At 32.9% G+C, this 23561-nt stretch carries 21 protein-coding genes; 13 read left to right on the forward strand and 8 right to left on the reverse strand.

The window, feature by feature from the left end:
* Nucleotides 1–627 precede the first annotated feature (627 nt).
* On the reverse strand, nt 628–1305 hold the full coding sequence (locus tag QLS97_RS16485) for a DUF4294 domain-containing protein (RefSeq protein ID WP_282718204.1): 678 nt from the start codon (nt 1303–1305) through the stop codon (nt 628–630).
* A gap of 82 nt (nt 1306–1387) precedes the next feature.
* Between QLS97_RS16485 and QLS97_RS16490 the strand changes: the two genes are divergently transcribed.
* Complete coding sequence (locus QLS97_RS16490; RefSeq protein WP_282718206.1) at nt 1388–2476, forward strand: M42 family metallopeptidase; 1089 nt, start codon at nt 1388–1390, stop codon at nt 2474–2476.
* A 149-nt stretch (nt 2477–2625) separates the two neighbouring features.
* The gene (locus QLS97_RS16495) at nt 2626–3081 is read left to right on the forward strand and encodes a DUF1801 domain-containing protein (protein WP_282718208.1); all 456 of its coding nucleotides are present in this window, start codon (nt 2626–2628) and stop codon (nt 3079–3081) included.
* A 60-nt stretch (nt 3082–3141) separates the two neighbouring features.
* On the opposite strand, the gene QLS97_RS16500 is transcribed toward QLS97_RS16495, so the two are convergent.
* From QLS97_RS16500 to QLS97_RS16510, 3 genes are all read right to left on the reverse strand, one after another.
* Nucleotides 3142–4095 (reverse strand): phosphoribosylaminoimidazolesuccinocarboxamide synthase, encoded by a 954-nt coding sequence (locus tag QLS97_RS16500; RefSeq protein WP_282718210.1) that lies wholly within the window; start codon nt 4093–4095, stop codon nt 3142–3144.
* A gap of 104 nt (nt 4096–4199) precedes the next feature.
* Nucleotides 4200–6548 (reverse strand): S9 family peptidase, encoded by a 2349-nt coding sequence (locus QLS97_RS16505; RefSeq protein ID WP_282718212.1) that lies wholly within the window; start codon nt 6546–6548, stop codon nt 4200–4202.
* Nucleotides 6549–6610: 62 nt separating this feature from the next.
* On the reverse strand, nt 6611–7426 hold the full coding sequence (locus tag QLS97_RS16510; RefSeq protein WP_282718213.1) for a Cof-type HAD-IIB family hydrolase: 816 nt from the start codon (nt 7424–7426) through the stop codon (nt 6611–6613).
* A gap of 241 nt (nt 7427–7667) precedes the next feature.
* Between QLS97_RS16510 and hmpA the strand changes: the two genes are divergently transcribed.
* Together hmpA and QLS97_RS16520 are read left to right on the forward strand one after the other, a co-directional pair.
* Nucleotides 7668–8870, forward strand: coding sequence for an NO-inducible flavohemoprotein (hmpA, locus tag QLS97_RS16515; protein WP_282718215.1), 1203 nt, complete (start codon nt 7668–7670; stop codon nt 8868–8870).
* 10 nt (nt 8871–8880) lie between these two features.
* A complete protein-coding gene (locus QLS97_RS16520) occupies nt 8881–9309 on the forward strand; it encodes an RrF2 family transcriptional regulator (protein WP_282718218.1) in 429 nt (142 codons plus the stop codon).
* An 85-nt stretch (nt 9310–9394) separates the two neighbouring features.
* On the opposite strand, the gene QLS97_RS16525 is transcribed toward QLS97_RS16520, so the two are convergent.
* Nucleotides 9395–10345 carry a PhoH family protein gene (locus tag QLS97_RS16525; RefSeq protein ID WP_282718220.1) on the reverse strand — a complete coding sequence of 317 codons (951 nt, stop codon included), beginning with the start codon at nt 10343–10345 and terminating at the stop codon, nt 9395–9397.
* A gap of 182 nt (nt 10346–10527) precedes the next feature.
* Here QLS97_RS16525 and QLS97_RS16530 point away from each other — a divergent pair, with 182 nt between their 5' ends.
* The 5 genes from QLS97_RS16530 (at nt 10528) to dnaN (ending at nt 15396) form a co-directional block, all read left to right on the forward strand.
* Nucleotides 10528–11355, forward strand: coding sequence for an SAM hydrolase/SAM-dependent halogenase family protein (locus tag QLS97_RS16530; RefSeq protein WP_282718222.1), 828 nt, complete (start codon nt 10528–10530; stop codon nt 11353–11355).
* Nucleotides 11356–11413: 58 nt separating this feature from the next.
* Entirely contained in the window at nt 11414–11710 is a 297-nt protein-coding gene (locus tag QLS97_RS16535; RefSeq protein ID WP_039107443.1) for a putative quinol monooxygenase, read from the forward strand.
* Nucleotides 11711–11763: 53 nt separating this feature from the next.
* Nucleotides 11764–12489, forward strand: a complete 726-nt coding sequence (gene gldF, locus QLS97_RS16540; protein WP_282718226.1) for a gliding motility-associated ABC transporter permease subunit GldF — start codon at nt 11764–11766, stop codon at nt 12487–12489.
* A complete protein-coding gene (gene gldG / locus QLS97_RS16545) occupies nt 12489–14174 on the forward strand; it encodes a gliding motility-associated ABC transporter substrate-binding protein GldG (protein WP_282718228.1) in 1686 nt (561 codons plus the stop codon). Before gldF ends, gldG begins: the two co-directional genes overlap by 1 nt.
* A 103-nt stretch (nt 14175–14277) precedes the next feature.
* Nucleotides 14278–15396 carry a DNA polymerase III subunit beta gene (dnaN, locus tag QLS97_RS16550; RefSeq protein WP_282718230.1) on the forward strand — a complete coding sequence of 373 codons (1119 nt, stop codon included), beginning with the start codon at nt 14278–14280 and terminating at the stop codon, nt 15394–15396.
* Nucleotides 15397–15663: 267 nt separating this feature from the next.
* Here dnaN and QLS97_RS16555 read toward each other — a convergent pair whose 3' ends face one another.
* The 3 genes from QLS97_RS16555 to QLS97_RS16565 form a co-directional block, all read right to left on the reverse strand.
* Nucleotides 15664–17436, reverse strand: a complete 1773-nt coding sequence (locus QLS97_RS16555) for a MutS-related protein (RefSeq protein WP_282718232.1) — start codon at nt 17434–17436, stop codon at nt 15664–15666.
* Nucleotides 17437–17499: 63 nt separating this feature from the next.
* Nucleotides 17500–18333, reverse strand: coding sequence for a universal stress protein (locus QLS97_RS16560; protein ID WP_282718234.1), 834 nt, complete (start codon nt 18331–18333; stop codon nt 17500–17502).
* A 152-nt stretch (nt 18334–18485) separates the two neighbouring features.
* Entirely contained in the window at nt 18486–19316 is an 831-nt protein-coding gene (locus tag QLS97_RS16565) for a universal stress protein (protein ID WP_282718235.1), read from the reverse strand.
* A gap of 178 nt (nt 19317–19494) precedes the next feature.
* On the opposite strand from QLS97_RS16565, the gene mnmE reads away from it, so the two are divergent.
* The 4 genes from mnmE to QLS97_RS16585 all read left to right on the forward strand — a co-directional run bounded on the left by mnmE (nt 19495) and on the right by QLS97_RS16585 (nt 23554).
* Nucleotides 19495–20883 (forward strand): tRNA uridine-5-carboxymethylaminomethyl(34) synthesis GTPase MnmE, encoded by a 1389-nt coding sequence (gene mnmE / locus QLS97_RS16570; RefSeq protein WP_282718237.1) that lies wholly within the window; start codon nt 19495–19497, stop codon nt 20881–20883.
* Between the two features lie 149 nt (nt 20884–21032).
* Nucleotides 21033–22160: a tyrosine-type recombinase/integrase gene (locus tag QLS97_RS16575; protein ID WP_282718239.1), complete on the forward strand. Its 1128-nt coding sequence runs from the start codon at nt 21033–21035 to the stop codon at nt 22158–22160.
* 4 nt (nt 22161–22164) lie between these two features.
* Nucleotides 22165–23196 carry a hypothetical protein gene (locus QLS97_RS16580; RefSeq protein ID WP_282718241.1) on the forward strand — a complete coding sequence of 344 codons (1032 nt, stop codon included), beginning with the start codon at nt 22165–22167 and terminating at the stop codon, nt 23194–23196.
* 73 nt (nt 23197–23269) lie between these two features.
* Nucleotides 23270–23554 carry a helix-turn-helix transcriptional regulator gene (locus QLS97_RS16585; RefSeq protein ID WP_282718243.1) on the forward strand — a complete coding sequence of 95 codons (285 nt, stop codon included), beginning with the start codon at nt 23270–23272 and terminating at the stop codon, nt 23552–23554.
* Nucleotides 23555–23561 lie beyond the last annotated feature (7 nt).

A 23561-nucleotide genomic window follows, 5' to 3' on the forward strand; every position in this document is an offset into this window, starting at 1 on the left:
GTGCAAAACTACACCCTTTATTCGCTTTTGCAAGCTTTTTTAAACTCTTTTTTTAATCTTTTCTTAACCTAATCTTTAAAACGCTGAAAACATGATTCTTGAATCTCAAAGTTTTTTCCGCTACAACATCCTATCCAAAGGAAAGGATGGCTTTATCCCCGGAAAACTGTGAATCGCATTACCTATAGACAACCTTATCACACCTTTCTTTATCTATACAATCTTATTGCATTCTACCTTTATTCCCTTTTTTACAGCTCCGTTGTCAATCTAACTCCCCAAAAAAAGCTCCAGCTCTCTGTCTACTAACCAAAAAATCGTCTGAATCAGTAAAATGAGTATATACCTTATATAATGACATAACATCAATTTTCCAGTCTCTCCTATATATAAGGTAACAAAAGTTATCGTGTTGATCTCATTTTGAATTTATCAAACAGTCATCAATGCGATAAAGAGCACGGGGCCGCGTTAGGGATAGCAGCGAATAGCCCACAGTCCCGTTGAGTTTCAAACTCAACGGGACGAGGACTTGTAGCGAATAGCCCGACTCCTTATATAAAGAGAGGCAACTACCCAATTAGATAATTGCCTCTCTTTATATAAGGTGGAACGCCAAAATGAAAATTATTTTTTCAGCTTTTCAGCTCTGGACTCCCAAGAATCAGTTAGATTATCATAATCAACTGGTTTTGCCGGATTTTGATTTTGTAATCTTCCGGAATCGAATGCCCGCACTAATATCGTTTCTATCAGATAGTCTTCATTAACATCGAAAGGCGCATATTTTGTTTTTAAATTAATATCAAACATACTTGCCGCCGTATTTGACCAAAATGCTTTCCACCCACTTTTGAGGTTTTTTACTAATTCATAAGTTGTGGTGCCAGTTTGGCGATGAATTAACTTTACCAATATTTGACCTTGTTTACGGGAAAGCTTTTTAAGCTTGGCTTCGAACTCGTCACTCAAATAACTTTCTACTATTTTAAAGTATCGTTTTTTCTCCTTATTTGTTTTAAGGTTTGCCATTCCTTTATTAAGGATGGTCAATCGCTCCGAAGCTAGTTTTGCATAAGGATAAGTTTTAAAAACCCTACTTTGAAGAAGTAAGAATTGCTTTTTTGCTTCAGGATCCGTTTTTCCCTTATATATTAACACTTCGGGTAATTGAATAGTATCATTAAGAATAGATTCATCATCTTCTAACTCATAGCCCATCTTTGTGGTATCCTGAGGCATTACCTGTGCATTAACAGACAGAGTGGTAAATAAACAAAACAACAAAAATTTAATTAGCTTCATATAGAAAAATTTAATTGCCAAAATTATACATTATATATACAACTGTAATGCCAAATTTATAATTTAGCAAAAAAATAATTTTATGAGCACTAAATCAATATTAAACAAGTCATCACTTGAGTTTTTAGAAAACTACCTTAATAATGCATCACCCACTGGATATGAAAGTGGCGGGCAGAAATTATGGATGGAATACTTGAAACCTTATGTAGATACTTTTATAACGGATACCTACGGTTCTGCTGTTGGAATTATTAATCCGGATGCACCTTATAAGGTAGTGATTGAAGGTCATGCTGATGAAATTTCATGGTACGTCAATTATATTACGGATGATGGATTAATCTACGTGATTAGAAATGGTGGTTCAGATCACCAAATTGCACCTTCAAAACGCGTTAATATTCATACTAAAGCAGGAATTGTAAAAGGTGTTTTTGGCTGGCCTGCTATCCACACTAGAAATAGAAGCAAAGAAGAAGTAGCTAAAGTTGATAATTTGTTTATTGACATTGGTTGTGAAACTAAAGAACAGGTAGATAAAATGGGTGTTCATGTGGGTTGTGTGATTACCTATCCTGATGAATTCATGATTTTGAATGACAACAAATTTGTTTGTCGCGCCATTGACAACCGTATGGGTGGATTTATGATTGCCGAAGTCGCTCGTTTGTTACACGAAAATAAAATAAAACTTCTTTTTGGATTGTATATTACTAATTCGGTTCAGGAAGAAGTAGGTCTTCGTGGTGCCGAAATGATTACCAAAACTATCAAACCGAATGTAGCAATTGTTACTGATGTTTGTCATGACTCCACTACTCCAATGATTGAAAAGAAAATTGAAGGTGACACAAAAATTGGTAAAGGCCCGGTGGTAACGTATGCGCCAGCTGTTCAAAATAATTTGAGAGAATTGATTTTAGAAACTGCAATGGCAAAAGAAATCCCTTTCCAAAGATTGGCTTCTTCTCGTGTTACCGGCACAGATACTGATGCTTTTGCGTATAGTAACGGAGGTGTTGCCTCAGCTTTGATATCATTGCCCTTGCGTTATATGCATACCACGGTTGAAATGGTGCATCGTGACGATGTTGAAAACGTGATTAAATTAATTTACGAAACCTTGTTGAAGTTAGAAAACGAAGAAACATTCTCTTATTTCAAATAGTTTTAGGAGCTAATCCCGCTATCCGTTGTAATCTTTCCCTTTTTAAAGAAAAAAGGAAAAGGATTTCCACTACTATCGGGGCTAAAAAACCGCAGTTCAAATTATGAATTGCGGTTTTTTTATTAAATTTACTTAAACAATTCATAAAAATGCAATCAACCGCCACATCAATTAAAGCCTATTTAGAAGAAATCCCAGAGGAAAGAAAAATAGCTTTCACAAAACTTAGAGAAACTATTCTAGAAAATATTCCAAAAGGATTTGTTGAACAAATGTCATACGGCATGATTGGTTATGTGGTCCCACATTCCATTTATCCTGATGGATATCATTGTGAACCGAAACTTCCTTTACCTTTTATGGGTATTGCATCACAGAAAAATTTCATTGCGCTGTACCACATGGGAATTTATGCTAACCCGGAATTACTGAATTGGTTTGTTACCGAATATCCAAAACACAGCACTCAAAAATTAGACATGGGAAAAAGTTGCATCCGATTTAAGAAGATGAACCAAATTCCGTTTGAATTAATTGCAGCACTCGTCCAAAAAATGTCAGTTCAAGAATGGATTATTTGTTATGAATCAGCATTTAAAAAATAAAAAACCGCAATTCAAAATTTATGAATTGCGGTTTTTTTATTTATTTTTATGGAAATTGTTCTATCTGTTCGCTAGATATTCCAAGACATTTTTTTCGATTCTTTCATCTATATTAGTGATGTCTGCTTTTACAAATTTCTCTCCTAGGATATTTTCGTATAATTCAATATATCTTTCTGAAACGGTTTCTATGTATTCGTCCGTCATATTAGGAATTTGTTGCCCTTCCAAACCTTGAAAACCATTTTCGATTAACCAACGTCGAACAAACTCTTTCGATAATTGTTTTTGTTCTTCTCCACTGTTTTGACGTTCCTGGTATCCTTCTGCGTAAAAATAACGAGAAGAATCCGGTGTGTGAATTTCGTCAATCAAGACAATTACACCTTCTTTAGTTTTACCAAATTCATATTTGGTGTCAACCAAAATCAAACCACGACTGGCAGCAATTTCAGTTCCTCTTTGAAATAAATCTCTTGTGAATTTTTCTAAAACAACATAATCTTCTTCAGAAACAATTCCTTTCGATAAAATATCCTCACGAGAAATATCCGCATCGTGCTCTCCATTATCTGCTTTGGTAGTCGGCGTAATAATAGGTTCTGGGAATTTATCATTTTCTTTCAAATATTCTGGCATTTTCACGCCACAAATTTCTCTTTTGCCAAGTGCATATTCACGAGCAGCATGACCTGAAACATAGCCACGAATTACCATTTCTACTTTGAAAGGGTCACATAAATGACCAACAGCCACATTAGGATCTGGAGTTGCAATTAACCAGTTAGGAACAATATCCTGTGTTAATTCCATGAATTTTGTAGCAATCTGGTTTAGAATTTGACCTTTGTATGGAATTCCTTTTGGCAAAACTACATCAAAAGCCGAAAGCCTGTCCGTAGCAACCATTACTAAAAGTTCATCATTGATATTATAGACTTCTCTTACTTTACCGCGGTAAACAGATTTCTGGTTTGGAAAATTAAAATCAGTAGTTGTGATTGTATTGCTCATTATACTAGTTGTGTGTGAGTTTATTTTTGTTCCTGCAAATTTAAAACTATTTCATAGAGTTTCGCAAAAAACAGAACTCTTAAATTTCATTTTTATCTCTAAAATTATTTTTTAAGCAACGTATCGTTGAATAAATTTAAGATTCGGCTGTATTCATCAACCCAAGAATAGGTTTCTTTAAAACCATGTGCTTCCACTGGGAAACTGGATAAACTCCATTTTTTCTTTCCTAATTCGATAAAACGCTGAGACAAACGAACAATATCTTTGTACTCTACATTGTCATCTACCATTCCGTGAAGCATCAATAAATCACCTTGTAAATTATCTGCAAAATAGATTGGTGAACTTTTTTTGTAGGCATCCGGATCTGTTTCCGGGAAATTAAGAATGTTTCCGGTATACCCATGATTGTAATGTGCCCAATCCGTAACAGAACGCAAAGCAGCACCAGAAGCAAACTCTTTAGGAGTAGTCAACATTCCCATCAACGTGATGAAACCACCATAAGAACCTCCATAAATCCCAACTCTTGACGCGTCAATTCCATGATTTTCGACTAGATATTTCTTTCCGTCTATGTGATCTGTTAAATCTTTTCCGCCCATAAAACGGTAAATTCCTGTTCTAAAATCACGCCCGTATCCATCACTTCCTCTATAATCAATATCCAAAACGGTATAACCTAAATCAACCAATAAATTATGAAACATGTATTCTCTGTGGTACGTACTCCAATAATTATGCGCGTTTTGCAAATAACCGGCACCATGAACGAATAAGATTGCAGCTTTATTCGCATTGGCAGTTTGTGGCTTGTATAATCTGGCATTTACAGGAGTTCCATCCTGCGCCTTAAAAGTAATTACTTCCGGTTCACGCCAAGAATATCCTTTGAAACTTTCCGATGTTGAAGACGTTATCTGATTTAAATTTGTATTCTTTTTATTAGGCGCTACATACAATTCCCAAGGTTTATTTTTAAACGAATAACGCACCAATAATGTATTTTCATCTGGAGACAAACACACTTCATGAGCGCCATCTTTAGTTAAAATAGGTTGTAAAACGGCATTAGAAACTTCCAATTTATAGAAATTTCTGTTTCCCGGATGCGTGGTCGTTGTAGTCAAATAAAAAGACTTTTTATCTTTTGACAAACTCACGTTACGCACTTCCCAATTTCCTTTGGTCAGCTGTGTTTTCTTTTTTGACTTTAAATTGTAAGTGTACAAATGAGAATAACCGGTTTCTTCCGATTGGAAGTAAACGGTTTCATTATCTCCTAAAAATCCAAGTGTTCCCCTTCCATAAGAATTAGAAGGAATTCCTGGTCCGCCAATCCAAGCTTCATCATGTTGATAATCTAATTCCTGAAAAGTTCCTTTCTCTAAATTTAAACTGACAATCCATCGGTCTTTGTTGTCCTGACTTCTTATTTCGGCAATGGCATAAGAACCATTTTCATTGTAAACAGGTTCCTGAACCACAATTAGTTTGTTCTTTTTTTCTGCATTTTTTGATTTTTCATACAACTCAAAATATTTAGGAACATCCTGAATGTGGCTTAATGATGAAAAATTCACGAAATAAACAGAATCTTTGGCGATGTTATACACTCCGAATTTGGTTGCCAACAAATTATCTACTGAAACTTTCTCCTTAGTCTCTTCAATTTGATTGTACCCATCGGCAGTAATGAAAAGTTCCATTTTTTCATTCTTACGTTCTGAATCTTCTATTAATCTGAAAGTCGCAAAATTACCTTTTGGATCTACTTTCAAGTTGCCAAAGGTATTTTTTCCATAATAATATGGCTTTGGAAAATCAGATTTTGTAGTTTTTGATTTTGCCAAATTCCATTTTTTAAGCGCTTCTTGATCTCTGACGAATTGAAACAATTCCTCTTGTTGGCTTTTCAAAAAAGATTCTTTTTCCGTTGCAACATCTTCTCCTTTTCCCCTTCTAAAATTAGTGACTTGAATGATAGAACCTTCATTGGTGTTGAACTGAAAGAGGTTTTCATTTTGTCTGAAATAAAGTATTCCAGCGACAGAACCCATTTGTAAATTAGCAATCGGACTGCTTTGTTGGTATAATTTTTTGGAGATTTTACTTTTTAAGGAATACGAAAATAATCTTCCTTTATCGATGTAATAATACAAATCAGGATTGGCTGTCTTTTTCAAATCTAATTTTGAAAAAGCAGCTTCATTTGGCGAAGCTAATTCTGGTTTTGACAATCCGTTTTTCCAAAAATAAGTACTTGTACCCAATTCATTATTTGGATTCCAATCAAAATAAACTTTCTGTCCATCTAAAGACCATCTTTCATTCTCTGGTTGCGCACCAATGAAAGCGTTTCCTTTCATGATTTCTTCCAGTTTTAGCGTTTGACTTTGAATTGTTATGGAAAACAAAATACAGATAACAAGGATTAGTTTTTTATTCATTTTACTGTTTTTATTAAAAAATGGATTCTAAAATTATTTTAAAAGTACGTATTAAAAGACTTTTAACTATTTAATATTTGCTGTGCAATATATTTCGCAACTCCTTCATTATCATTGGTCAAAATCACTTCTAAATGAGAAAGTTTATTTTTCAAACTATCAGGTGCATTCCCCATAACTAAACCTTTACCGGAAGATTTAAGCATATTTTCATCATTATATCCATCACCAAAAGAAATTGTTTGTTCGAAAACAAAATTCTCTTTTTCCAAAATTTTGGCAATCGCAACACTTTTATCTACTGATTTGTCCATAAATTCCAAACAAAACGGAAGACTAAAAGCATGACTAAAAAGGCCAGTGTGATTTTCTAAAATTTGATCTCTTAATTCAATTAATTTCGAATGCTTATCGTGTGTAAAAAATACTTTTATGGCACTCAAATCTTCTAAACTATTAAAATCTACTAGTTCAGGATGATAATTTACTTCTGGTTGAAATTCATTTAGTTTTTCATTGTACTTATTCGTTTGCCAAACATTTTCTCTGAACAATACGGTTGTAATTTCAGGATCTATATCTAAAGACAAGACGGATTTAACAGCGTCACTTTCCATATTAAAAGAAAAAAGAAGCTCTTTTTCAGGAGAGTGTATTCGTGCTCCATTTGAGGTAACTAAATAAAGAGGAACATCTAATCCAGCTACAATAGGCATTGCATCCAAGTGATGGCGGCCAGTTGCTACAATTATTAAATAATTTTGATTGTGAAGTTCTTGAAAAACAGTTTTGGTATATTGGGATATTTTGTGATCTGAATTGAGTAAAGTTCCGTCTAAATCACTAATAACTACTTTAATTTTTTCTTTTAAAATCATTTCTTTTTAACTGACATTTTATTAATTCCAAATTTATTGCATTTTGAAGAGATATACAAAGATTAAAGAAAAGATTAGTAAAAAACCCATTTCAAAATCATCTCTCTTGTTCTTTTCCTTTAAGCAAGAATACGATTTACATTTTATCATTATATTTTTTTAAAAAATTAATTGTTGTATTTTAAATACAACAATAATAAATTGTGCCTATATTTGTAAAAAAATTAAATATGATACTATCATGAATACAATTCAAAAAGAATTAATTAAAGCAACAGTGCCGATTTTAAAATCAAATGGGAATGATTTGATTACCTACTTTTATCAAAGGATGCTAAAAAATAATCCAGAATTAAAAAATATTTTTAATATGGCCAATCAAGCCAGCGGAAAACAACAACATGCATTAACAGGAGCCGTTCTAGCTTATGCTGAAAATATTGAAAACCCAGGTGTATTGATAAACGTGTTAAAATCAATTGGAAACAAACATGTAAGTTTAAATATTGCGCCAGAACAATACGATATAGTTGGAAGCCATTTAATTGGTTCAATTAAAGAAGTTTTGGGTGATTTAGCCACTGTAGAATTAATTGAAGCATGGACTTGCGCCTATCAAGAATTAGCTCAAATTATGATTAGCCTTGAAGCCGAAATGTATCAGAAAGCCAGCAATAAAAAAGGAGGGTGGAAAGGGTGGAGAAACTTTATAATCTCTAAAATTGTTGAAGAAAGCGATGAGATTAAATCATTTTATCTTAAACCGGAAGACAACAAAGATATAGCCGATTTTTATCCAGGGCAGTATATTTCCGTGAGTACGTTTATCCCTGAACTAGGTCATAAACAGCCCAGACAATATAGTTTATCTTCAGCTTCCAATAACGAGTTTTATAGAATTTCGGTAAAAAAAGAAAAAGGAATAAACAGCACTCCTAACGGAATTGTTTCCAATACACTGCATAATAAAAAAGAAAGCGACAGTATTGAGGTCAGTGCTCCCGCCGGTGTTTTTTATGCCGATCCTGATTCTAAAACCCCACTAGTTCTTGTAAGTGGTGGTGTTGGAATCACTCCTATGATGAGCATGATTGAGACCAATAAAAACTCACTTCAAAAAAACAGAACGGTATGGATTCATAGCTGTCGTAACGAAAATGTTCACGCTTTTAAAGAAACTATTCAAGAGTTAAATGATGAAAATACATGGCTGACTTCATTTGTTTTTTATGAAACTTTACCCGAATCAGAAACAAATGCTATTGAAGGTAGAGTGAATTTACTCGAAATCAAAGAAGAAATTCTTATTAAGGATGCAAAATATTATATTTGCGGACCTGCTCTTTTTATAAAAGTTCAATATCAATCCTTAGTTGAACTTGGAGTCAACAAAGAAAATATACTTTATGAAGAATTTGGTCCCCAATTATTAAGCCTTAATTAATAAAACTCTTATGAAATTGAATCACTTTACTGATTTTAGTATGCGCGTTTTGATGTATTTAGATCAAAAAAAAGAAACTCCTTTAAGTTCTTTAGACGAGTTAGCTGCTGCTTTCAAAATCTCGAGAAACCATCTCATTAAAGTGGTTCAATTCTTATCAGCAAATCAGTTAATCCATACTAAAAGAGGTAAAAATGGTGGAATCATAATTTCTGACAAAGCAAGAGAAATACCATTAGGGGATTTGATTCACCTTTTGGAACAAGATGATAGTCCTGTTGTAAATTGTAATTCAAAACCTTGTGTTTTTCAATCCCAAAATTGCAAATTAAAATCATTATTCAATACCGCTTATCTCGCTTTTCTTGAGAGTCTAAATAAATCCAAACTTTCCGATCTGGAATTTAATAATTGGAATGCTATGTTTCAAACCACATAAAATTTGAAAAGCATTTATATTATCCTCTTTTCAAAATAGAAAATTTCATAAAAAAACGCCCTTTATTTAAAGAGCGTTTTTTGTTTTAATCGTTATTCTCAATCTGCTTATAGGCATCAATCACTTTTTTGACCAATCGGTGTCTTACAATGTCTTTATCATCCAGATAAATAATCCCAATTCCATCTACATCTTTCAAAACCAACAAAGCTTCTTTAAGTCCGGAAATGGTTCTTCGTGGTAAATCGACCTGACCGGGATCACCTGTAATCATGAATTTAGCACTTTTCCCCATACGGGTCAAGAACATTTTCATTTGGGAATGCGTAGTGTTTTGTGCTTCATCCAAAATTACAAAAGCATTATCTAACGTTCTACCACGCATGAATGCCAATGGCGCTATTTGAATAATTCCCTTTAAAATATAATCTTCCAGTTTTTCGTTAGGTAACATATCGCGCAAAGCATCATACAAAGGTTGCATGTAAGGGTCTAATTTTTCTTTCATATCACCGGGTAAAAAACCAAGGTTCTCCCCTGCCTCAACCGCTGGACGTGTAAGTATAATACGTTTAACTTGTTTTTCTTTTAATGCTTTCACAGCCATAGCAACACCGGTATACGTTTTTCCGGTTCCGGCAGGTCCTACAGCAAAAACCATATCATTCTTTTCCATGGTATCCACCAACAATTGTTGATTGGGTGTCATAGGTTTGATGATTTTCCCTCCTACTCCGTGTACTAAAATTTTATCATGTCCCAAGGCTCGTCTCTCGTCTTGGCCGTCACTTAGAATAACACGCTCAATAACATTGTCATCAATAGTGTTGTAACGTGTAAAGTGAAGCATTAACCGCTGAAAACGTTTTTCGAACTCGTCTAAAACCTCTTTTTCTCCAAAAGCTTTTAAAGTTGTTCCCCGAGCGACAATCTTTAATTTTGGGTAGTATTTTTTAATTGTTTCAAGATGAGTGTCTTGAGCGCCCCAAAAGTCTTTTGGAGCGATGTCTATGAGCTCGATTATTCTTTCGTTCAAATGAGGTAGTTTTAAATTAGAATTAATTTTTTTATAAATCAATTGGCTGTCGGGTATATTTCTTGTTTTTAAATAGAAATTGTTTTTTGTTTTTCGTTTTTTGAGTTTACTATTATTAGCTTTGCACTTCTCAAATTTAATAAAATTAGGTTTACATAACACCAATAGTTATAAACAAATTTATGTCAATAATTACCCTAACTACCGATTATGGCTTGAAAGATCACTTTGTAGGTGCGTTGAAAGGGAAAATTTTGTCTGAGTATTCCGAGGCATTAATTATTGACATTTCACATGACATTGACCCATTCAACACTGTAGAAGCAAGTTACATTATTGGCGCATCGTATGCGAGCTTTCCAAAAGGTACAGTTCATCTTATAGGAGTGGATATGGAATCTAATAAAGAGAATCAGCATATTGTGATGCAATGGAACGATCATTATTTTATTGCCGCCGATAATGGGATTTTAAGTATGCTTTCGCAAAAAATTGTTCCGCAAAAAATGGTCGCAATTAATATTCATGATCGTTTGCCAAGCGAAGCTACTGATCTGGACGTATTTGTAAAAGTAGCCTGCCATTTAGCCAAAGGCGGTTTAATGAATGTCATTGGTAAAGAAATAAATACGATTAAGCAAGTTACAAATCTGCAAGCCACTATTTCGGATGATGGGAATTCATTAAAAGGTCATGTGATTTATATTGATCATTTTGGGAATGTAATTACCAATATTTCTAAAAAATATTTTATCGAAGTTGCCAAAGGAAGACCGTATGAAATTGTTCTGAAAACCAAAAATATCAAAACAATTTTGCCCAATTATTCCGCAATTGCAAGTTCTGAAAAATATCCGATTAAATCGTATGAAGGCGAAAAATTAGCCATTTTCAACGAAGCCGGTTTTCTTGAAATTGCCATTTTTAGAAGCAATCCTTCTAAAGTTGGTTCTGCCAATAGTTTACTTGGATTGAATTATAGAGATATAATAAATATAGTATTCAGATAGCAGTGTTCAGTAATCAGTTTAAAAATCTATAATCGTTAATCATAAATCTAAAATATAAATGTTTGTACGAATAGTAAAATTGAGTTTTCATGAGGAAAATATTCCTGCATTTTTGGAAAACTTTGAGTTAATGAAAGATAAAATACGGAATGCACCCGGAAATCGTTTTTTAGAATTGTATCAGGATAAAAATAACAAAAGTATTTTCTTTACTTACAGTTATTGGGAAACCGAAGCCGATTTAGAAAATTACAGGAATTCCGAACTTTTTTACGATGTTTGGACATTCACCAAGAAATTATTCAATGACAAACCGGAAGCTTGGAGCGTAGATAAATTAGTAAGTTTAGAGTAATCAGTATTCAGTTAGCAGTTTCAAATCAACAAATCAACGAATAAACATAAAGAATGAAATCAATAGTACTACGAGAGATAAAATCCTTTTTTGGTTCGCCCATAGGCTACTTAGTTATTGCCATTTTTCTAATTATCAACGGATTGTTTCTTTGGGTTTTCGAAGGAGAGTACAATATTTTGAATACCGGTTTTGCTGATTTGACTCCGTTTTTCATCTTGGCACCCTGGATTTTGATATTCTTGATTCCCGCGGTAACAATGCGTAGTTTTTCGGATGAAAAAAAACAAGGAACATTAGAGTTATTGCTGACGAAACCGTTGAGTATTTGGGAAATCGTAAACGGAAAATTTCTTGGCGCTTTACTTTTAATTGTAATGGCAATTATTCCAACATTCATTTATGTAGCCGTTATTTCCAATTTAGGAATGCCAGAAGGCAATCTCGATATGGGAAGCACAATTGGTTCTTATTTTGGATTATTATTCCTGATTGCTGCATATTCTGCCATTGGAATATTCACATCAACATTGTCTGATAACCAGATTGTGGCTTTCATTGTTGCAGTATTTTTATGTTTCTTCTTCTATTTTGGATTTGAAGGCTTAGCTTCTGTTGTTCCAAATCTATCTTCCATAATTGCCTCATTAGGGATGCAAGATCATTTCAAAAGCATGAGCCGAGGCGTATTAGACACAAGAGACATTCTTTATTTTACAAGCATAACCGTTGTCTTTCTTTCATTTACAGTTTATAATTTAAAATCTTTCAAATCGTAATGACTACTTCTAAGAAAAATAACCTAAAATCAGTATTGATTATCCTTGCAATTGTAGTGCTTGCGAATGTAATAGGAAGTTCCTTTTTTCATCGTTTTGATTTAACAAAAGATAAAAGATACACACTTTCCCCTACTTCTTTGAACATCATCAAGCAAGTTCAAAATCCGTTGTCTATAAAAGTATACATGCAAGGTGATTTACCGGCTGAATTCAAACGTTTACAACAAGAAACGAAACAATTACTGGAAGAATTTCAGGCATACAATACCAATATTGTTTTTGAATTTGTAGATCCTTTGGAGAATCAAGAAGAAAGTATGGATCTCATCAAAGATTTATACCGAAGAGGATTAACTCCTGTAAATATTACTGAGGATAACAAAGGAAAACAATCACAAGTAATGGTTTTTCCATGGGCAATTGCTACTTATGATGAAAAAGAAGTTTCGATTCCTTTGCTTAAAAATCAAATGGGAGCTTCAACTACGGAAAAAGTTATTAGTTCTATACAACATTTGGAATACTCCATTGCCGAGGCTTTTAATAAAATTACCAAAGCAAAGCAGAAAAAAGTTGCGATTATTAAAGGGAATGGCGAATTAAAAGAGGCTTACATTGCAAAATTCTTATTGCAAGTAAAAGACAACTATTTTATTGCACCTTTTACTTTAGATTCGGTTGCTAAAAATCCTATAGGAAGTCTGGAAGCTTTAGAAAAATATGACTTGGCTGTTATCGCTAAACCTACCGAAACATTTACTGATGCGGAGAAGCAGGTTTTGGACCAATTTATCATCAACGGAGGAAAAACATTGTGGTTGATTGACCAAGTTTCGGCAGAAATGGATAGTTTGTACGATTCATCCGGAGCCACTTTGGCCTATCCAAAAGATTTGAATTTGAATGATATGTTCTTTAAATACGGAATCCGAATCAACCCTGATTTAGTAAAAGACGAACAAGGAAGTCCCATAAAACTAGCCACTGGAGAACAAGGAAGTGCCACTCAATTTCAGGAATTTAATTGGAAGTTTGCGCCACAAGTTTATCCAAATAGTTTGCATCCGATTGTGAAAAATTTAGGCGGAATCAAATTTGATTTTGCGAATCCTATCGATACCTTGAAAAACGGAATTAAGAAAACCATTCTGTTGCAATCGTCTCAATATTCGAAAAAAATAGGAACTCCAACAGAGATAAATTTAAACATTGTTGCCGAAGAAACTTCGCCAAATGATTACCTGAATAAAGGAAAGATTCCATTATCGGTTTTATTGGAAGGTTCGTTTCATTCTATGTTTGAAAATAGAGTGCTACCATTCGAACAAAAAACATTTCAAGCCACAGGAAAAGAGAATAAAATGATTGTGATTTCGGATGGAGATTTGATAAAAAACCAATTGGATAAAAACTTTCAACCGGTAGAATTGGGTTATGACCAAAGGTCTGGAAATTTGTATGATAATAAAGATTTCCTGATAAATTGCGTCAATTATCTATTGGATGATACCGGACTTATTAACATTCGTAGCAAAGATCTTGATTTACCTTTATTGGATAAAGAAAAAGTTTATGAAAACTATACCCGAACACAAATCCTAACTATCGGGCTTCCAATTCTTATTTTGGTACTTTTTGGTGTCGTATTTACTTTCCTTCGAAAAAGAAAATACAGCAAATAGATGTTAATAAAAAAGTTTCCAAACTAGAATAGTTTACGATATATTTGTAAAATGTATCGTATTTCGGATTTAGAGAAATACCTTAAAAAATAAAACAAAACAGATGAAATTTATAGTATCGAGTTCGTACTTATTGAAGCAATTACAAGTTTTAGGTAACGTTATCAACAGCAGTAATACTTTGCCTATTTTAGATAACTTTTTATTTGATTTAGACCATAATGTGCTAACGGTTTCAGCTTCTGATTTAGAGACAACTATGTCTGCTACGTTAGTAATTGATTCAGAAAGTAAAGGAAGCGTTGCTGTTCCTGCAAAATTACTTTTGGAAATCCTTAAAACATTCCCGGAGCAACCCTTAACTTTCACGGTTGAAGAAAACAGTACGATAGAAATCAGTTCTAATTCTGGAAAATATGCGTTGGCTTATGCTCCAGGAGATGAATTTCCAAAATCGGTTAATTTAGACGATCCATCTGTAACACTTGTTCCTGCTGATGTTTTGGCAACAGCCATAAGCAAAACGATTTTTGCTGCCGGAAATGATGATTTACGTCCGGTAATGTCTGGTGTATTCTTCCAGTTTTCACCACAAGGATTGACATTTGTAGCAACTGATGCGCACAAATTAGTGAAATATGCGCGTACTGACGTAGTGGCTTCTCAAGTGGCTGATTTCATTATGCCAAAGAAACCTTTGAACATCTTAAAAAATATTCTTGGAACTTCAGATGCTGAAGTAAAAATTGAATATAACGATTCGAATGCTACTTTTTCTTTTGACAATTATCTTTTAATGTGTCGTTTAATTGATGGAAAATATCCAAATTACGAAGCGGTAATTCCAAAAGAAAATCCAAATAAATTAATGATTGACCGTTCTCAATTTTTGAGTTCTGTACGTCGTGTCGCTATCTTTTCGAATAAAACAACACACCAGATTCGTTTGAAAATTGCTGGTGCTGAATTGAATGTTTCTGCTGAAGATATTGACTACTCAAACAAGGCCGAAGAAAGATTGACTTGTGATTATCAAGGTGATGATATGCAAATAGGGTATAATTCTCGTTTCTTGACTGAAATGTTGACTAACTTGCAATCCGATATGATTATGCTTGAAATGTCATTGCCAAACAGAGCCGGAATCCTTACTCCTGTTGATGGATTAGAAGAAGGTGAAACTGTTACGATGCTTGTAATGCCAGTAATGCTAAACAGTTAACATTATATTTTGAAATTGTTATATTTTGATTTTTAAAATTGAAATATAATAATTACCATTGTATAACAAATACGCTATTAACCAAACCATTTTTATATTTAAAAAACCGTCTCGTTTAATTACGAGACGGTTTTTTTTTGAGTGGGATTGCGTGTGTCTTTGCGAGGAACGAAGCAATCACACTAGCAGAGCATAATTCTTAATCATTGAAACGGATATACGAAATAAGATTGCTTCGTACCTCGCAATGACAAACTGAATACTAATCTAAATCACTCCCATTTTTTTCATCAGGAATGTAGCGCTTCTATTTTTACAAATTCCGTCACGCAGTTTGTAGTCAAAATGGAGTTCATTATTGACAATCTCTACTTCAAAGCATTTATTGGTTAGTATATTTGGATAGTCATTCGTTGTCAAGCAAACTTCTATATCATGCGTTGCAATGGCTCCAATTGCTTTTTTACCAATCACTTTTTTGACCACTTCGATTGTTCCATTTCGTTTATCATCTGAATTGGTTCCGCGTAATATTTCGTCTAGTAAAACAAATGCGGGTCTGTTTTCCAGTTCGTCCATTATTTGCTTTAAGCGCTTTATTTCGGCGAAGAAATACGATTCACTGTCAGACAACGAATCCGATAATCGCATCGAAACTAAAACGGGTAACGGATGCACATTTGCTTGGCTGGCACAAACTGGCGAACCTATTCCTGATAATACCATATTAATTCCCAAACTTCTCAAAAAAGTACTTTTACCGGACATATTAGAACCCGTTAAAATCATAAAGGATTGCGGTTGAAAACGCACATCATTCCCTACTCTAGTTTTTTCATTTAATAAAGGATGACTTAAATTAGTGAAATCAATTTCAAAATTCGTGTTCAATGTTGGATAAACAAACTCCGGATTATTATAAGAAAGATTGGCCAAACTGTTCAACATTTCGAATTCACCGATAACTTCCAACCAATCTTCCAAGGCTTCCGCATGATCTTTTTTCCATTGAATCAAAGCTTTTAAAACATGCAGATTAAAAAGAAAAGTTCCATTGAATAATAGTGCTGTGACAAAATTCCCGATCGTGTCCATATTAGAAAACAACGAAGCCAATTTTTTCAAATGAACACTGGCATTTTCTTTTTTTAATGTTAGTTTTTGTTGCAAATCGGTTAGTTTATCGGATTGAAAGGGTTCTTCCTCAATCTTCTGCATCAGTAAACCGTATTGATTGATGATTTTATCAACATTTTCAGCATTTGCAATTTCAATACTAATTCGTTTATAGTATATACCCAAAACAGCTAAATTAAAAATAAATAAAAACGATAATACCGATAAAAATATTGGATTTGATGAGATTAAATACCCAACAAAAGTTCCCAAAAAGAGAAAAGGTGCAATAAAAGAAACCAATATACTGGCTTTGGATAAAGGAGTGTTATTGAATTTACTCCATTGCAATAGCGTTTCATAACTTGATTGATTGTCGTTACTTATTTTGGCCAAAGCCAAAAATTCCTGGCGCCAATCTAATTTTTCGGATAATTCTTTTACTGCTTTATGATTTCTAACAATTTCGTCATTAGGCAAAAGCGTTAAAAGTTGTTTTGCCAATGTTTTTTTACCAATAAAAGTAGCAGTTCTATTCAAGTTTTGGAACAAAGAATGTTCGCCGAAAATATCTAAATCATACGCATACGGATGGTGAAAATCATTGAATTCCTGTCCGTTTTCAAAAGGGATTTTATTTCTTTCCAGATAGGAAATTTCATTTTCATTAATATCCAAAAGCGCTTTATTGACTTGCTTCTGGAAAAGTAATTTAGTGTGAATGCGCATCAAGAAAACAAATAATCCAAAAAGAAGCACTGATGAAATAATGAAAATAATTTCGCTCGTTTTGATGTAATAATACATGGATACCAAAAAAAATACAATAGCCAGCAATCTTAATATGCTTATACTATTGTACTTTTTATTAATTCCATTTAATACTGCTGAAAACCCTTCTTTTTTTACTTTGTATATTTCCATAATTCATTTGAATGAAGGACAAATATAGCAAATTAGATCACGGGTGAAAGCCAATTTAATACACTAATCAATATGAATCGCTAAAATTGGAATATCAAAATTAGTTGCTATTTTTTTGGTTAAACTAGGTTTAAAAATCCCTTCAAAAAAGCCTCTTTTATAGGTAAGCATTGTTAAAATATCAATCTCTTTGTACATGATAAAGTCCAAAATTGTTTCTTTGACTTCATCGCTCGTCATCACAAAAAATTCCACAGGTTCATTAATAAATTCTTCTTCCCATTTAGCCACAGTATCTTTTGAAACATCAGAATCACTGGTTTTTACATAAAGACATTTCACTTTGGCTTTTGTTTTTTTAGCAATATCCAAAACCATTTTTAGTGCTTTTTTATCTTTGGTTCTAAAACGGGTTGTAAATCCTATAATTTCTGTTTTTTTGAATTTTGCTTCAGCAGGTACACATAACATTGGAACTTCAATTCCAGAGATTACAGCTCCTGCATTAGTACCTACAAAAAAAGCATCCCAACCAGTGGCGCCTGAAGTTCCCATTATTACAAAATCTATTTTATCTTCTTTAATCGATCTTTTGATATTAAAAAGCAAATCTCCATCCATAAGCCTGTGCGTCATTTTTATTTTATCCAAATGACGTTCTTCGGCTATGGCGCGTAATTTTGGGATTTCATCCTTAAACATATCAAATTGAGACAACTCTAATGAGTCATAAATGACGGCATAATTTTCAGGAAAAAACTGGTTGTCATATATAGGCAATTCAAATGTGTGCAATAAAACGAGTTCACCCTGAACTATTTTTGCAAATTCTAAAGCATGGACAAAAGCATTTGTGGCCACCTCAGAAAAATCTGTCGGAAAAAGAATCTTTTTCATTTTATTAAATATTAAAATGGTTTGTTTATCAAAGTTAATTATAAAAACTTAGGTTAAATATGATTAATATCAGGCAATCTGTTAAAATAGTTTTCTAATCTAGCCATTACCGTAAATCTTTATAAAATCAAATTATCCAAATCTTAAATACTTTATTCATGAATAGCAAGAATAGGTACGTTCACATGAAAGGCTAATTTTTTTGAAAGACTAATTTGAAATAATTTTTCAAAGAAATTTTTATGGTACACATGCATTGCAATCATATTGATTTTATATGAATCAACGAAATTTAATATTATACCTTCTACATCATGACCTGAAATGGAATTTAAAGCTATGTTATGATTTTTAATTAATTCATTCCAATTTTCCATATCGTTATTCTTGTTTTCATGATGTGGCGATTCTACACGCAAACAATCAATATGTGCCTGAAACACTTTGGCCAAAGCTTTCACTCGCATAAAGGATTCAATATCTTTGGGTTTATATTCTGTGATAAACAGCAATTTTTTTATAGGCTGGTATTTACAGCGTTCAGGAATAGCCAAAACAATTGCTTTTACGTCATTCATTACTCTTGTCGCAACAGTTCCTAAAAAAGTCTCTTTTAAACTGGTTGCACCTTTAGTTCCCATTACTACAAAATCAATATTTTCGTGCTTAATTATTTTTTGTATTTCATCAATCAAATTTCCCAAAATTAAAACATGGCTTATTCTTACTTTATCCAAATTATTTTCTTCGGCAATATTTCTTAAAATGGGAACTTCATCTTTGTAGTTTTCAAAATCACTCAATTCTGTAACATCATAAATTTCATGCAAGTATTCAGAAACATTAATATAATTGACCTGTGGAAATTGATAAACGTGCATGGTGATAATTTCAGCATCTATGGAATCCGCTAATTTTAATGCATAAATAAATGCGTTTTTAGAAACATCAGAAAAGTCGGTTGGAAATAGAATTTTCTTCATGATACATATTAATTAATTGTTAGTCAATTATTTACATAAAATTACAACAAAAAAATAAATTAATATGGATAAATATTTCATAGTCCTATTTTTAAATAAAAATAAAGTTAATGGTTTAATAAGCAGGTCTTGTTGCGTTGTCAATTTTACTTACTTTTGCATAAAATTGAATAAAAGTATGATACCTCAAGATTCTATCGTGGCACTAGCAACACCTTCTGGAGCCGGAGCAATAGCCGTAATTCGGATTTCCGGCGAAGATGCCATTACTATTGGTGATTCTGTTTTTCGATCCATTAAAAACAAAGACCTAACAACGCAAAAAACGCATACTTTGCATTTGGGGCATATTATGGACGACTCAAAAACTTTGGATGAAGTCTTGGTGTCCATTTTCAAAGGACCAAACTCCTATACTGGCGAAAACACGATTGAAATTTCCTGTCACGGTTCTACTTATATTCAACAGCAAATCATTCAGTTATTGCTTCGAAAAGGGTGTCGTATGGCTGATCCCGGAGAATTTACGTTACGAGCATTCTTAAACGGAAAACTCGATTTGTCACAAGCCGAAGCTGTTGCTGATTTAATTTCATCTGATAATGAAGCCTCACACCAAATTGCCATGCAGCAAATGCGTGGTGGTTTCTCTAATGAAATAGCTAAACTTAGAGAAGAACTATTGAATTTTGCCTCTTTGATTGAACTCGAATTAGACTTCGCCGAAGAAGATGTGGAATTTGCAGACAGAACCCAATTCCATGAATTATTAAACAGAATCGAATTTGTCCTAAAACGATTAATAGATTCGTTTGCGGTGGGTAATGTCATCAAAAATGGGATTCCTGTAGCTATTGTTGGTGAACCCAATGTAGGGAAATCAACACTTTTGAATGCCTTATTGAATGAGGAACGCGCTATCGTTTCGGAAATTGCAGGAACGACACGTGATACTATTGAAGACGAATTAGTGATTGGCGGAATCGGTTTTAGGTTCATCGATACAGCCGGAATTCGGGAAACTGAAGATGTAGTGGAAAGTATTGGAATTCGTAAAACGTTTGAAAAAATAGAACAAGCTCAGGTTGTCGTTTTTCTTTTTGATAGTTCCGAGTTTAAAGTTTCAGGCTTAAAGTTGAAAGTAGAACTGGAGAAAATTAAAAATCAGTTTCCATTGAAACCTCTTGTGATTATTGGCAATAAAGCCGACAAATTAGAAGAAAATGAAATCGGAAATCTGAAATCGGAGATTCCTGAAATCTTACTTATTTCTGCAAAAGAAAAACTGGGAGTTGAAGATTTAAAAAATCAATTACTTTCGTTTGTAAATACTGGTGCTTTACGGAATAATGAAACAATCGTAACTAATACAAGACATTACGATTCATTACTAAAAGCTTTAGATGAAATTCAAAAAGTGAAATTTGGACTTGAAACTAGCTTATCAAGCGACTTAATGGCATTAGATATCAAAGAAGCGTTGTACCAGTTCGGGATGATTACCGGACAGGTAACAAATGATGAATTGCTGGGAAATATTTTTGCTAATTTCTGCATCGGGAAATAAACACACTTTCTTTAAGTTTCTTATACTTTCTCTTACTTGACTCCCATTGATTTAGCAGTATTTTTACTTTCTTATATTATCTTTAATTTATACATTTGTTACACTCCATGTACACCTTATCAAAAATGAGGTGTAAAAATGTACACCTTATGATAATTAGTTTAAAGAAGAAGAAATTGCAAAATGGTAGATATAGTTTATATCTTGAATACTACAAAGGATCAACTGTTAATGCAGCTGGCAAACGTATTCATTTGAGAGACTTTGAGTATCTAAAGTTATATCCACATCAAGATCCTAAAATTGCCAGTGAAAAAAAGGAGAATAAAGAAATTGATACTTTAAGCGAACAGATATTATCAATCAGAAAAGCCGAATACTTTCAAGGCAAGTTTGATATCAAAAACAATACAAAATCCAAAACCTTATTTTTAGAATATTATAGTAATCAAACAGAAGAACGCGTTGATTCACCTAAAAATTATGCAAATTGGTCTGCTTCCCTTCTTCATCTTAAGCGATTCTGCAATCCAAATATAACTTTTGATGAAGTTGGCGAAGAATTCGTAAAAGCATACCGAAATTATCTGGACAAAGACGCTAGAACTAAAAGCGATCTTCCATTAGCCCAAAACTCAAAATATTCCTATTATAATAAATTCAAAGCTGCAATAAGAGCCGCTTTTGAAGATGGCTATCTTCTAATGAATCCCGTCAAAAAAGTAAAAGGATTTGAGCAAGGAGAAAGTCAAAGAGAGTATCTAACTTATAATGAGTTAGTAGCCATGAATAAAGCCACTTGTAAATATGATGTCTTAAAACGAGCTTTTATTTTTTCATGTTTGGTTGGTTTAAGATGGTCTGATATAAATACACTTGTTTGGAAAGAAGTAAGAGACGAAGGAGATATTAGCCGAGTAAATTTTAGACAAGAAAAAACAGATGGTGTAGAATATTTATATATTTCAGATGAAGCGAGGAAACTACTCGGAGAAAGAGAAAGCCCGTCAGAACGTGTTTTCAAAGGCTTGAAATATGGAGCTCATTTTAATGCTGAAATATTAAGATGGTGCATGAGAGCAGGGTTAACAAAACATATCACATTTCACAGTGCCAGACACACCAATGCTGTCTTACTCTTAGAAAACGGAGCTGATATCTACACCGTTTCAAAACGCTTAGGTCATAAAGAATTGAAAACAACAGAGATTTACGCTAAAATCATTGATTCTAAGATGAAAGAGGCTGCTAATCTAATCCCTAACATTAATATTTAATTGTATGCTACATTATCCATATTTTAAACAATGCGACAAACGTTATTATCAAGCAGTAAATGAAATTTATAAAGATTTAAGTGAGCTCAATGCAGAAACATTCCGTGCAATAGGGAGATTAAACGAATCACAGTTCTTTTTATTTCTCGCTAATTACGTATATTATTTTCGATTTACAGACATTGACATTACAACCCTAAAACATTTTTTTTATATACATTATAATTATACAATTGAAAATAATGACCCACTACCCTTCCAAGATTATAAGGAGGTTAAGGAGGAGGATAAGTTTAGCAATATGCCAGAAGAATCACTTGCTTTAAATTGTAAAAAAAAACTTTCTAAATTAGTAATGTTTTATTTAGAAATGAGAGAATACCCTAAAGAAACTCAATCACATATGCTTTTACTTTTGTCAGAAAAAATTCACCTAGATGTTCTATTTCCTTTGATTACTTTTAAAAGCGCTTTAATTGATTATGTGGATAATGAGAATATCCTAGAAACTGATAGCAATATCAAAAAAAATTCTTTTTTATTAGACATTAATGGGGTATTAGTAGAATATGAAAATTATCTAGAAAAACTACAGTCTCAAATTCATGACAGAGTTATTGTTTTAAATAAATCTAAAAATGAAAATAGAAAGGGAAACTTTCAAATAAGTACTGATAGCACCGATTTGCGTAAACTATATCACGGTTTGGAGAAATTTATGTTCATAAACCAGAACAAAACTTCGTTAAACCAATTTATTGAAGTTTTTGAAAATGATTGGGAAAGCCATAATTCAATCGTCTATTTTGAAATGGACAATATTCTGTTTAAGTATTTTATTGAACTTCTCGAAACTTATTTTGATATAAAAATACAATTATCATCTATTGAGTATTCTTCTAAAATTGCAAACAAAAATGGCCTAATAAAAGCTGGCCCAGTATATTCTTCGATGGCACAATATCGCAAATATCTTAAAGATCGTGACGATATTAAAACCCTAAAATCGATGTTTGAAAAAATTAAAAATCATTAACATCTTAATATCTCAATATTTATCTATTGCGCTTTAGTGACATTTGCTCCCATAACGATAAAAAAAATCACTTATGGAAAGCAATGTTATTATTCAAAAATTAACCCAATTAGAGAAACTTATAATTGGGACAAACAAACAAATCTTCACAGTTGATGATGTTGTAAATTACACGGGATTCTCAAAAAGTTATGTATACAAACTAGTACATAATAATATACTTCCCTACTCTAAGCCTAATAATCGAACACTCTTTTTTACTAAATTAGAGATTGACGAATGGTTACTACAAAACAAGTCAAAATCGGTTTCTCAAATCGAAAAAGAGGCAGCAAATTATGTAAACTCAAAAAAATAGTATTTGA

Source organism: Flavobacterium yafengii, assembly GCF_030010375.1.
GTDB lineage: Bacteria > Bacteroidota > Bacteroidia > Flavobacteriales > Flavobacteriaceae > Flavobacterium > Flavobacterium yafengii.